Raw genomic sequence first — 12,547 nt, 5'->3', positions numbered from 1 at the left:
GACCGTGATCAGCCGAGTGACCCAGCAGACGGTCCAGCGCTCGACCCTGGCCAACCTGCAGCTCAACCTGTCCACGATGGCGGGCATGCAGGCGAAGATGTCGAGCGGCAAGAAGATCACGGTGCCGTCCGACGACCCGGCCGCCGCGTCCGACGTGCTGCGCCTGCGCGGCGAGCTCCGCACGCAGACGCAGTACGTGCGCAACGCCGACGACGGCGGCTCGTGGCTCACCACCGTCGACACCGCGCTGCAGTCGTCCCTGTCCGCCCTGCGACGGGCTCGCGACCTCACTGTCCAGGGTGGCAACGGCGCCCTCGGCACAAGCTCACGCGAGGCTCTGGCTACCGAGATCGACGGAGTGCGCGACACGCTCCTGGCGCAGGCCAACACGACCTTTCTCGGCCGCAACGTGTTCGCGGGGACCTCCGATGCAGGCACCGCGTTCACCAAGGACGCTGTGACAGGTCGGTACGCGTGGACCGGGACCGCAGCCGGCACCGTCGACCGCCGCATCAACGCCACGACGACCGTCCGGGTCGACGCCGACGGCGCGGTGGCATTCGGGGACGACGCCGCCGGCGACACCTCGGTGTTCGCGCTCCTTGACACCATCTCGACGACGCTCCGAGCGGGCGGCGATGCGACCGCGTCCCTCGGTGCCATCGACACCCGCATGGAGAAGATGCTGACGCAGCTCGCCGGCGTCGGAGCCCGGCATGGCCAGGTCCTCACCGCGCAGACCGAGCTCAAGTCGACACAGCTGACCACCAAGGCCCAGCTGTCCGGGATCGAGGACATCGACCTCGCCGAGACGATCCTCCAGCTGCAGGCGCAGCAGACCGCCTATCAGGGCGCCCTCGGCGCGGCAGCCAAGGTTCTGCAGCCGACTCTGCTGGACTTCCTCAGATGAACGCCGCAGCCGCCGTGACCGAGCCGACCCCGACGCCCGCCCTGCCGCGGGCGCTGCACCTCGTCGACCCGCTGCCGGGCCTGCCGGGGCACGCGGACTTCTCGCTGACCTCGCTCGACGACATCGGGGTGCTCTACGCGCTGCGCAGCCTCCCGGAGGACGAGCAGTCGATCCGGCTCTTCGTCGTCACTCCGGGCGCGTTCTTCCCCGACTACGCGCCGACCGTCCGCTCCGACGTGCGCGACAGCATCGGCGTCGGTGAGGGCTCGGTCGCGACGCTCGTCGTCGTCCGCCCCGGCGAGGATGGCAGCGCGCCGACCGCCAACCTGCTCGCTCCCCTCGTGCTCGACCCCGCGACCGGTCAGGCCGTCCAGACGGTCCTCGACGGCGACCTGCCGCTGCGCGCACCGCTGGGCTGACCCGGGCGAACCGCCCGCGGCTGACCCGGGCGACCAGCACACCGCCAATCGCTCAACGACAGGACACCGCGACCGATAGGCCGGGGGACATCGATGACCGACCCCGGGGAGAGCTGGCTGATGAGCCTGCTGAACGACCGAAACGCCTCAGCCCGCGCGAGCGAGATCGCGATCCTGCGGCAGCCGGTCGTGCACCCCGACCGCAGCGTGTACGGCTACGCGATCCGCGTGAACGTCCTCGACGGCGTCGGCGGGATGTTCCCTGAGCCCGAGGTCGAGCACCTCGTCGACATCGAGTACTCGCGGCTCGACGTCGCGCTGCTCGCGGGCGACCGACCGATCCTGCTGCGCGCCACGAGCCGCCTGCTGTCCGGCGACCTCGTGGCCCCGGACTCCCCCCACGGCATCGTGCTCGAGATCCCGCCCGCGCTCGCGCAGCGCGACGACGCCACCGGGCTCGTGTCCGCCGCGCGCGACCGCGGCCTGCGGATCGCGCTCGCCAACTACCGGGGCACCGGGCCGCAGGACGCACTCCTCCCGCTCACGGACCTCGTCAAGGTCGACGTCTCGCGCACGCCGGACGACATCGCGATCCTCATCGACCGGGCGCACGACGCCGGTGGCACAGTCATCGCCGAGCGCGCCGACACGCGTGACCGGATCCACCTCGCCCGCCAGCTCGGCGCCGACCTGCTCCAGGGTCCGATGTTCCAGCGCGAGACTGCGCCCAGCGGCCGCGAGTTCAGCGCGGGCGAGCTGCAGTGCCTCGAGCTCATGCAGCTGCTCAGCCAGCCGCACGTCGACCAGGCGGCCGTGGTCCGGGTCGTCAGCTCGGACCCCGAGCTCGCGATGCGCGTCCTGCACCTGGTCAACTCGAGCAGCTACGCGCTGCGCCGCGAGATCGACTCGGTCCAGCAGGCGGTCGTCCTGGTCGGACCGCAGCAGATCGCCGCGCTCGCGATGGCCTCGCTCATCGACGCCCGGCCCACGTCCATCGGGGCCCTGTGGGCGATCCTCACCCGGGCGCTGGCCTGCAAGGGCATCAGCGGCGAGGACGCCGGCTACACGGTCGGTCTGCTGTCCTCGGTCGCGTCCCAGCTGGGCATCGCCCCCACCGAGCTCGTGGCCCGCACCGGGGTGTCCACCGACGTCGCGAACGCCCTGCTCAACCAGAGCGGCCCGTACGGGCCGGTCCTGGCGGCTGTGCTCGCGCACGAGGAGAACGACCTCGACGGCGTCCGGTCGACGGGGTACGAACCGTACGACGTCGCCCACGTGTACCTCAGCGCCGTGCCTGAGGCGCTCGCCACGGCGTCGTCGCTCTCGGTCAGCTCACGGTACTGAGCCGTCCGGCCGTGCCGTTCCGCCATGCCGTTCTGACCTGCATCGCCGCAGCGAGCACGTAGCCTGTCCGCGTGCCCTCACTGATCGACGTCCTGCGCCACCCGGAGCAGTGCAAGCCGTCCCCCGAGCCGCTCGCCGTCAGCCTGCGCCCGCTGGTTCGCTTCGGCATCGTGGTGTGGGCCGTCGTCGGCGTGCTGGTGTGGATCTTGTGGTTCTTCGGCGGGCGGGTCCCCGGGACCGCCGTCTGGACGTGTGCGGCCGGCGTGGTGCTCGGGTTCATCGGGCTCGGCATGGTGCACCGACGCGGCTGGCGCTGACGCCCACCTAGGCCGTCAGGAGCTGCAGCAGCTCAGGACCCCTGCCCGGCCACCGGGTCGAGGGCCATCTCGACGGCCAGGTCCTCGGCACGCTGAGGCTCGGACAGGACGACCTCGACCGCATGCCGGTCCACCCAGCGCCCGGCGGCCTGCGCGAGCCCGCGGGCCAGCCCGGCGAGCTGTGTCGCGTGCACGACGGCGTCCACCCCGGCACCCTCGACCCACCAGTCGACGGGCGTCCCGTCGACGTGCAGGGTCTCGTGCTCGACCCACGTGAGCGGCGCGTCGGGCAGCAGCGCGAGCACCCCCTCGGGTGTCGGGACGAGGTCGGCCTCGCGCGGACCGTCCACGTTGTCGTCGACCGCACCCTCCGCGAGCTCCGAGGCGAGCGGCACGTCGAGCAGCGCGGCCAGAGCCGCCGCGATCGCCGGCGGTGCGGGGACGAGCGCCGCCACGTCCGTGCGCTGGAGCCACATCGGGGCGTCCGCGACCGCGGCGTCGTCGGCGTGCACGACGACGACCCGACGCTCGTCGACGAGCGCCGGCACGAGCTCGACGTCGTCCCCGGGCCCACCGCCGTCCCGATCCACGTCCGCCGCGAGCGCGGCCCATGCGCGCCACAGCGCCGTGGCGAGCGCGAGGTCGACGGGCGACCCGGCAGGCCCGAGCCCCGCGAGCACCCGCGCCCAGGCGGCCGCATCGAGCGAGGTCAGGGTCGTCACGCCGCCGAGCGCGCGCTGGACCTGGCTGTCGAGCGGGCGCACCGACTCGGGGGCGGCGGGCAGCAGGCGGCTCACGGCCTCGTCGGCCTCGGCGGTCGCGAACGGGTGGTCGAGACCGATCCCCGCGCGGGCACGGAGCCACCAGGCCGCGTACGACGGCGCCTCGCGGCCGCTCTGACCTTCCGCCCGGACAGGGTCGAGGAGGGCGCGTCGGAGCGCCGGCTGGCTCGCGAGCCGGTCGAGGACCTCGGCCCACGCGTCCGCGTCGACCGCGTCGAGGTCGGCGACGGCGACGACCTCCGGCACGTACGCGCCGCGCCCGAGCGCGCGGGACAGCTCGGCCACGTACTCCGGCCAGCCGTCGAGCGACTGCGCCGCGATCGCACTCGCCCCGTTGCCCTCGTCGTCGAGCTGGTCAGAGTCCGCGACCACGTCCGTGACGCGGACGGCCACGAGGTCGTCCCGGACGCCCGCAGCGACGAGAACGTCGGCACCCCAGCGCTCGATCGTCGCGATCTCGACAGGTGCGAGGACCCGCGGGTCGAGGAGCCGCGCCGCGACCGAGCCGGTGAGCACGAGACCGTTCGCGGGGGTCGGTTCGCCGTCGGCGGCGGTGAGCGTGAGCAGCCCGAGCCACCCTGCGGTGTCGCGGTCGACGACGTCGCACGGCGTGCGCTCCCCCGCCCGGTTCCGCTCCCCCAGGGCATGCCGGACGAGCGTGAGCACCGCCTCGGTCACGTCGCGCGCGACCTCGAGGTCGTCGTCGTCGGCCTGGTCGAGCACCGCCTGGCGCACGGCCGCGTGCCGCAGGAGCCCGGCCGCGTCGACCTCCTCGGCACCGAGCTGGGTGAGCAGCGGGTGCTGGGCCGCGGGGTGCACGACACGCAGTCCCCACCGCGCCAGGACGTCCAGGACGCCGGTGCCCGTCCAGCCGCCGGCCGCCGACGCGTCCGGGCCGGGCTCGGTGCCGTCACGATCGGTGGCGCGACCATCGGAGTCGCTCCCATCGGCGTCACTCTGTGCGGCGTCGACATCCTCGGCGGGCAGCTGCACCAGGCCGCGCGGTCCCCGGACCATCCGCCCGTCTGCGAGCGGCACGGGCAGCGACCCCAGGGCCTCGCGCACCGACGCGTCGGTCGCCGCGGGCTCGAGCGCGGCGTACAGGTCACGCCACTCCTCGGGCGGCCCGGAGTGCATCGCGGGGAGCTCTTCGACAAGGTCGGCCAGCTCGCGCAGCTCGACGCCGAGGGTGCGCGCGGCCGCCTCGGTCCCGGGCGCGAGCCGCACGAGGCCCGACGCGCGCAGAGCGAGGGCACCGACCGCCACGGGATCGCGTCCGATGGCCCCGACGACGGCGACCGCGCGCCGCGGCTCGACGAGCGAGTCGGGGTCGACCTGGCCGATCTCCGCGGCGCCGGACACGTCGATCCGACCCGCTCCGTCCGACTCGTCGTCCGGCAGGGGGTTCGCCGGGTCGAACGCGCCGGTCCCGGTGCGGAAGACCGGGTTCTCCGCGTCCGCCCGACCGGGCTCGCGCTCGGGGGTCGGCGCGGCCGGGGCGAGGAGCGCGGTGCACGCGAGGCGTTCCACGATCCGCTCGCGCAGCGCACCGTCGAGCGCGCCGGCCGGCAGCCCCGTGGGCACGAGGTCGAGCGGGTCGCCGCCGTCCACCGCGACCGAGACGGCGAGCCGTGCGTACACGCGGGCCGCATGGTCGAGGACGGCGTCGGTGAGGGAGCCGGCGGCCACGTGCCGCCGCGTCGGGTCGAGCGGCAGGGTCGCGACGAGCAGGGCGGGCACGCTGCACGGCTCGTCGGTCGGGGTCGGCGCGTGCACGACGCGTTGCCAGGAGGCCCGCGGTGCGTGCGCCGGGTCGTTGGACGCGGCCGACCAGTAGTCGTCGGGGCTCACGGCCCGGCCGGCCGAGCCGTCGGCGGCGCGCGGGACGGCCCAGGTCACGCGCCAGGCGCGCGAACCCCGCTCCTCGACGGGTCGGTCCGCGAGCAGCGCCAGGTCGAGCTCGCCGTGCGCGGAGGCGATGCGCCAGCGCTCGGCGACGTCCGCGACGCGCCGGACCGGGAGCTCGGCCGTGTCGTCCTCGACCACGATCTCCACGAGACCGGGCAGTGCGAGCAGCATCGGGTCACCGACTTGGGCGAGCAGCGTCCGCACCTCGTCGGCGGCGACCTCGTCGCGCAGCTCGAGGACGACGGCCGTGTCGTAGCCCGTCGGCGGTGTGCCCTCGGCAGGCAGCGGCAGGCGAAGCGCGGGCAGCGAACCGTCGCGTCGGCGCACCTCGTCGGCCAGGGCGGGACTCTCCTCGGACGCCCGGGCGAGCATCTCCTGGGTGTCGGCGAGGGAGAACCGCACCCCGCCCGACGTCGAGAGCACGGACACCTCGTCCGCCACTGCCCGCACGGCCGCGAACCCGACCCCGAACCGTCCGACGACCCCCAGGCCGGCGTGGCCGTGGGGCGTGCTGATCCCGGGCGTGGCTGGTCCGTCGTCGCGCTTGGCCGACGCACGCATCGACGCGAGGGACGCGACCCCCGCGTCGTCGAGGGGTTCGCCGGTGTTGGCCGCGATGAGCACCTCGCCGTCAGGTGTCGACGCGAGCCTCAGCAGCAGCCGTCCGGGCACGCCGGCACGGGTGGCCGCGTCCGCGGCGTTCTGGGCCAGCTCGACGAGCACCCGGTCGCGGTAGTACCCGCGAGCATGGTCCTCCTCGGTGTTGGCGTCCTCGCGCAGCCGGGCGGGCGAGGCACGCCACGCCCCCAGGACGGCCGCTCGAAGAGCCGCCGTCCCGAAGGCGTCACGGGTCATGGCTACTGGCTCGTCCCGGCCGACTCGTCGTCGGTCGGCGCGTCAGCTGCCGGGGCCTCGTCCGCAGAGGCCTCGTCAGCAGAAGCCTCGTCAGCAGGAGCCTCATCGACGGGCACGTCGTCCACGGGCACGTCGTCCACAGGTGCCTCGACGGCGGGCACCTCATCAGCAGGCGCCTCACCAACAGGAACGTCCTCCACGGGTGCCTCGACGACGGGCACCTCGTCAGCAAGAGCCTCCGCCACGGGCGCCTCGTCCACGGGCGCCTCGACGACGGCGACGTCGCCGGCCGCTGCATCCTCGGCCGGGACAGCGTTCGCGGGCGACCCGAGCGACACCAGCTCGATGTCGAGGTCGTCGATCGCGGCGCTCGACTCGGGCCAGTCGCTCGCGTGCGGCTCGGTGTCGGTCTCGGAGTGGGCGCCGCAGCCGTGGTCGAGGCTCACGACGCGACCGTCGTCGGGCGACCACTCGTTGGCGCACACGCCGAAGACGGTCCCGAGCGCCCCCTGCAGCGGGACGAGGAACCCGCAGCTCATGCAGGCGTCGGCGGCCGCAAGCGCACCGGCCGACGTCGGCCCCTGCGAGCCGGTGTACCAGCGCGTGGCGGCGGCGTCGCGGCCGTCGCGCGACAGGATGCGGACCCGTGCGAGCGCGAGCTCCTCGATCGCCACGGAGTCCAGCTCGTCGTCCCCGGTGGGCGTCCAGCCCGGCTCGAGGCGCGGGTCGTCGGCGCGGAACGGCACGACGTCGCCCGGACCGATGTCGCCGGGACGCAGCCGCTCGGACCACGGGAGCCACTCGGGCGCGAGGATCGCGCCGTCCCCGGGGAGCAGCACGGCCTCGCACACCGTGGCGATGCGACCGCGCGGGACGCGAGCGACAGTGACGGTCCACTGCCAGCCCTGGTAGCCGGTCGCGGCGCACGCGAACCGGTGCGAGACGAGCCGTTCGCCGTCGGCGACCGCGCCGAGGTACTCCCCGACGTCGGACGGGTGCTCGGCGAGCTCGACCGCGAACTGACGCGCGAGGTCGACGGCGGAGGTGAGGACGGCGTCCTTCGTCGCGGCTGCCACGCTCACGCCTCGAAGCTCTCGGCGACAGCGCGCAGGAGCGACGCGTACTTCTCGCCCTGGGCCTTCTCCGGGTAGCGGCCGCGGCGCAGGTCGTTGCCGACCTTGTCGAGCACCTTGATGAGGTCCTCGACGATGATCACCATGTCGTCGGCCGGCTTTCGCGCAGCCTTCGCGACCGACGGGACCGGGTCGAGGATCTTGACGGCCAGGGCCTGCGGACCGCGGCGACCGTCGGCGACGCCGAACTCGACCTTCGCGCCGGGCTTCGGCGGGGCTGCTCCGGCCGGCAGCGCGGACGCATGCAGGAACACCTCGTCACCCTCGTCGCTGGCGATGAATCCGAAGCCGCGCTCGGTGTCGAACCACTTGACCTTGCCGGTGGGCACTGCAACCCCAGATGTGTCGATGGATGTGACGGTGCACGTCGTACCAGTCAAGGCTACCCGGCGCGGGTGCTCCGCGTGGTCGCGCGCGGTCCCGACCCGCCACCCCGCGCACGTATCGTTGTGCGGATGGCCACTTTCAGCGAGGACCTGCGCAGTCGCAGCGACGACGAGCTCGTCGCGCTGCTGCTGCGCCGCCCTGACCTGGCCTCCCCGTCACCTTCCACGCTGTCCTCGCTCGCGGCGCGGGCCACCAGCCGGGCGAGCCTCGAGCGCGCGCTCGGCAGCGTGGACGCGGTCGTGCTGCAGGTCGTCGAGGCGGTGGTCGCGCTGCACGACGACGACGTCCCGCTCACGGCCGACAGCGTCGCTCGGGCGGTCGGAGCCAGCTCGGACGCCGACCGCGAGCTCGTCGACGCCGCGCTCGCTCGCGCGGTCAGCCTCCTGCTCGTGCGGCTGGACGACGAGCCGGTCACCGGCTCCACCGCGGGCCGGGGGCTGCTCGCCGCACCCGGTCTCGCCGAGCTGCTCGGTCCGTATCCCGCCGGGCTCCCGCCGGTCGGCACCGTCGCGGGCGGACCGGCGTCGGCCGCGCGAGGCTCCGGGGCCACCCCGGCCCAGCCCGCACCGCTCGTTCTGGACGACGCCCTCGCCGACGCTCCTCCCGGCGCCCGTCAGGTCCTCGACGCGCTCATGTGGGGTCCGCCGGTCGGCCTGCTGCCCGCGCCGCGCACCCCCGCGCGGGACGCCGTGCAGTGGCTCCTGACGCACGGGCTGCTGATCCCCGGCGACTCCCGCCACGTGCTGCTCCCGCGTGAGGTCGCGCTGACGCTGCGTTCGGGCCGGACGCACGCCGAGCTGCACCGACCGCCCGCGGCCCCGGCCGACGTGCGCCACCCGCTCGAGCTCGTCGCCGGCGAGTCCGCCATGGCCGCGCAGCGCACGGTCCGGCTCGTCGCCTCGCTCGTGCGGACCTGGGAGATCGAGCCGGCTCCGGTCCTGCGGACGGGCGGGCTGGGTGTGCGTGAGCTGCGCAAGCTCGCAGCGCAGCTCGAGACGGAGGAGGCCGACACGGCGTTCGTCGTCGAGCTCGCCGGCGCCGCGGGCCTCGTGGCCGACGACCGCGAGGAGGTCCCGTCGTTCGCGCCGACGCTCGCGGTGGACGACTGGCTGACGGCCGAGCTGTCCGTCCGGTGGGCGCTGCTCGCCCGGACGTGGCTCACGACGACCCGGACCGCCTGGATGGTCGGCACCCGGGACGACCGCGGGACCGTGCGGGCCGCGCTCGACCCCGAGCTGACCCGGCCGTGGGCACCCCGCCTGCGCGCGTCGGTGCTCGGCGTGCTCGCAGACGCCGAGCCGGGAGCAGCGCTCACGGTCGCGCAGGTCAGCGAGCAGCTCGCCTGGCGGACACCGCGCGCCCTCCCGCCGGCCGCGGCGGTCGCGGCGACGCTCCACGAGGCCGGGTTCCTCGGGGTCGTGGCCGCGGGTGCACTGTCCCCTGCGGGTCGCGCGCTGCTCCCGGACCTGCGTCCGCTCGACGAGATCGCCACGACCGCGAGCTCTCGGACCGGCCGGCGGGCACGCCCGGCGACCTCCGCTGCCGTGGGGGCGCACGCGCAGCCGGATGCGGACGACGTGGCCGCGGCGCTGCGCGCGGGGCTCGCGGACGCGGTCGACGAGATCCTGCTGCAGGGCGACCTCACCGGGGTCGTCCCGGGCCGCCCCTCCCCCGAGCTCGAGGCGCTCATCGAGCGCGCCGCCCGGGTCGAGTCCCGCGGCGGCGCCCTGACCGTCCGGTTCACGCCCGAGAGCGTGCGCGCGGCGCTCGACGCCGGGACGACCGCCGACGAGCTGCTCGCCGACCTGGCCGCGCACTCCCGGGGCGGCATCCCCCAGCCGCTCGACTACCTCGTGCGGGACGCCGCGCGCAGGCACGGCCGGCTGCGGGCCGGCGCCGCGTCGAGCTACGTGCGTGCCGAGGACCCTGCGCTCCTCGCGGGCCTCGTCGAGGACCCCCGGCTCGCGGCCCTCGGCCTCGTGCGCCTGGCCCCGACCGTCCTGGCTGCCCAGGTCTCGACCCGCGAGCTGCTCGCGGCCCTGCGGGAGCGCGGGCTCGCCCCCGTCGCCGAGGGCCCGGACGGGCAGATCGTGCACGCCGAGCGGGTGATCCGCCGCGTCACGCGCCGGCCGCGGCGGGGCCTCGTCACGCCGCCCGACGACGCGGCCCAGAGCGCTGTCGCCCGCGCAGCACGGGTCGCCGCCCTCGTCCCCGAGCTGCGGCGGGCCGAGCTCGCGCAGCAGGCGGACCTGGAGGCGCAGCTCGCCGACCGTGAGGCGCACCGGGTCGCCGCACGCACCCGGGCGGACGAGGCCGACGCCGCCGCGACTGCCGCCCGGGCAGCCCGCACCGGTGCGGCCGCCGGGGACGCCATCGGCTCGGGAGCCGGCGGCGACGACGCGGGCCGTGACGTGGCCGCGCCCGTCGACGGCCGCGCACGGACCGCTGGTGGGGGCTCCGGCGGCGGCGCCGGCCACCGCGCACCCGCACGCCGCTCGACCTCCCCGACGTCCGGCGGAACAGCAGACCCCGTCGCGGCGTTGGGACTGCTACGCGAGGCCGTCGAGGACCGCACTGACGTGTGGCTCGAGCTCGTGGACGCCCATGGTGTCCCGCAGCGACGGCGCGTACGTCCGCTCCGGCTCGAGGCCGGGCGACTGCGAGCGCTCGACCCCGCGCGTGACTCCGAGCTGACCGTCGCGGTGCACCGCATCGCGTCCGTCGCCCGGGTCGAGCCGGACCCGCTGGACCCCACCGAGGAGACGCATGACTGACGGCCCGCTGATCGTGCAGAGCGACAAGACGCTCCTGCTCGAGGTCGACCACGACCAGGCGGAGGCCTGCCGGCGCGCGATCGCGCCGTTCGCCGAGCTCGAACGGGCCCCCGAGCACGTCCACACCTATCGGCTGACCCCGCTGGGGCTGTGGAACGCGCGCGCCGCGGGCCACGACGCCGAGCAGGTCGTCAGCGTGCTGCTCGAGCACTCGCGGTACCCCGTCCCGCACGCGCTCCTCATCGACATCGCCGAGACGATGTCGCGGTACGGGCGCCTGCAGCTCGTCCAGGACCCGGTGCACGGGCTGGTCCTGCACGCGCTCGACAAGGCCGTCCTCATGGAGGTCATGCGGTCCAAGCGCAGCGCCGGCCTGCTCGGTGCGCGCCTCGACGACACCGACGTGATCGTGCACCCGAGCGAGCGCGGCCACCTCAAGCAGGTGCTGCTCAAGCTCGGCTGGCCCGCCGAGGACCTCGCGGGCTACGTCGACGGAGAGGCCCACGCGATCTCGCTCGACACCGCGGGCGCCTCGAACCCCGACAAGGACGGCGAGCCGCGCCCCTGGGACCTGCGCCCGTACCAGAACCAGGCGATCGAGGGCTTCTGGCACGGCGGCTCGGGCGTCATCGTGCTGCCCTGCGGCGCCGGCAAGACGCTCGTGGGCGCGGGGGCGATGGCCCGATCGCAGACGACGACGCTCATCCTCGTCACCAACACCGTGAGCGCGCGGCAGTGGCGCGACGAGCTGCTCAAGCGGACATCGCTGACCGACGACGAGATCGGCGAGTACTCGGGTGCCCGCAAGGAGGTCCGTCCGGTCACGATCGCGACGTACCAGGTGATGACGACCAAGCGGAAGGGCGTCTACACGCACCTCGAGCTGCTCGACGCCCGCGACTGGGGCCTGGTCATCTACGACGAGGTCCACCTGCTGCCCGCGCCGATCTTCCGCATGACCGCCGACCTGCAGGCCCGGCGCCGGCTCGGCCTGACCGCGACGCTCGTGCGCGAGGACGGTCGTGAGGACGAGGTGTTCAGCCTCATCGGCCCCAAGCGGTTCGACGCCCCCTGGAAGGACATCGAGGCCCAGGGCTACATCGCGCCGGCCGACTGCGTCGAGGTCCGCCTCACGATGCCCGAGCGGGACCGCATGATCTACGCGACCGCCGAGCCCGAGGACCGCTACCGGCTCGCGGCGACGGCACCGGGCAAGAATCACGTCGTCGAGCAGCTCGTCGCGAAGCACGAGGGCGAGCCGACCCTGGTCATCGGGCAGTACATCGACCAGCTCGAGGAGCTCGCCGCCCACCTGAACGCCGACCTCATCACGGGGTCGACGACGGTCCCCGAGCGTCAGCGGCTGTACGACGCGTTCCGGACCGGCGAGATCACCAAGCTCGTCGTGAGCAAGGTCGCGAACTTCTCGATCGACCTGCCGGAGGCCTCGGTCGCGATCCAGGTGTCGGGGTCGTTCGGGTCACGCCAGGAGGAGGCGCAGCGCCTCGGTCGGCTCCTGCGGCCCAAGGGCGACGGCCGGACGGCGCACTTCTACGCGGTGGTCGCGCGGGACACGGTCGACCAGGACTTCGCGGCGCACCGCCAGCGGTTCCTCGCGGAGCAGGGCTACGCGTACACGATCGTCGACGCCGAGGACCTCGTCACCGACTGAGCGAGCCGGGCGGGCGGGGCCGGCGGGCGGGGCCGCAGGGGTCGCC

Annotated in this window: 9 protein-coding genes; 6 read left to right on the top strand and 3 right to left on the bottom strand. The window is 74.8% G+C overall.

What is annotated here, in order from left to right; genetic code table 11:
* Positions 1-4 precede the first annotated feature (4 nt).
* From flgL to DDP54_RS10590, 4 genes are all read left to right on the top strand, one after another.
* Positions 5-910, top strand: coding sequence for a flagellar hook-associated protein FlgL (flgL, locus tag DDP54_RS10605; protein ID WP_109131708.1), 906 nt, complete (start codon positions 5-7; stop codon positions 908-910).
* Positions 907-1,329, top strand: coding sequence for a flagellar assembly protein FliW (locus tag DDP54_RS10600; protein WP_109131707.1), 423 nt, complete (start codon positions 907-909; stop codon positions 1,327-1,329). Before flgL ends, DDP54_RS10600 begins: the two co-directional genes overlap by 4 nt.
* Positions 1,330-1,449: 120 nt before the next feature.
* Positions 1,450-2,673, top strand: a complete 1,224-nt coding sequence (locus tag DDP54_RS10595) for an HDOD domain-containing protein (RefSeq protein WP_158274506.1) — start codon at positions 1,450-1,452, stop codon at positions 2,671-2,673.
* A 71-nt stretch (positions 2,674-2,744) separates the two neighbouring features.
* Positions 2,745-2,990, top strand: a complete 246-nt coding sequence (locus DDP54_RS10590) for a DUF2530 domain-containing protein (protein ID WP_109131705.1) — start codon at positions 2,745-2,747, stop codon at positions 2,988-2,990.
* 32 nt (positions 2,991-3,022) lie between these two features.
* Here the strand turns inward: DDP54_RS10590 and DDP54_RS10585 are convergent, their stop codons facing one another.
* Genes DDP54_RS10585 through DDP54_RS10575 form a run of 3 tightly spaced genes read right to left on the bottom strand, consistent with a single transcriptional unit; the run spans position 3,023 to position 7,997 of the window.
* Entirely contained in the window at positions 3,023-6,535 is a 3,513-nt protein-coding gene (locus tag DDP54_RS10585; RefSeq protein ID WP_109131704.1) for an ATP-binding protein, read from the bottom strand.
* A 2-nt stretch (positions 6,536-6,537) separates the two neighbouring features.
* A complete protein-coding gene (locus DDP54_RS10580) occupies positions 6,538-7,617 on the bottom strand; it encodes a DUF3027 domain-containing protein (protein ID WP_347338513.1) in 1,080 nt (359 codons plus the stop codon).
* The gene (locus tag DDP54_RS10575; RefSeq protein WP_109131702.1) at positions 7,614-7,997 is read right to left on the bottom strand and encodes a cold shock domain-containing protein; all 384 of its coding nucleotides are present in this window, start codon (positions 7,995-7,997) and stop codon (positions 7,614-7,616) included. Before DDP54_RS10575 ends, DDP54_RS10580 begins: the two co-directional genes overlap by 4 nt.
* Before the next feature lie 126 nt (positions 7,998-8,123).
* On the opposite strand from DDP54_RS10575, the gene DDP54_RS10570 reads away from it, so the two are divergent.
* Both DDP54_RS10570 and DDP54_RS10565 read left to right on the top strand, forming a co-directional pair.
* Positions 8,124-10,829 carry a helicase-associated domain-containing protein gene (locus tag DDP54_RS10570; protein WP_109131701.1) on the top strand — a complete coding sequence of 902 codons (2,706 nt, stop codon included), beginning with the start codon at positions 8,124-8,126 and terminating at the stop codon, positions 10,827-10,829.
* Positions 10,822-12,501 carry a DNA repair helicase XPB gene (locus DDP54_RS10565; RefSeq protein WP_109131700.1) on the top strand — a complete coding sequence of 560 codons (1,680 nt, stop codon included), beginning with the start codon at positions 10,822-10,824 and terminating at the stop codon, positions 12,499-12,501. Before DDP54_RS10570 ends, DDP54_RS10565 begins: the two co-directional genes overlap by 8 nt.
* The last annotated feature ends 46 nt before the right edge of the window (positions 12,502-12,547 follow it).

The organism is Cellulomonas sp. WB94, assembly GCF_003115775.1.
Classification (GTDB): domain Bacteria; phylum Actinomycetota; class Actinomycetes; order Actinomycetales; family Cellulomonadaceae; genus Cellulomonas_A.
The sequence above is the reverse complement of the archived record's forward strand: the minus strand, read 5'-3'. Positions and strand labels throughout refer to the sequence as shown.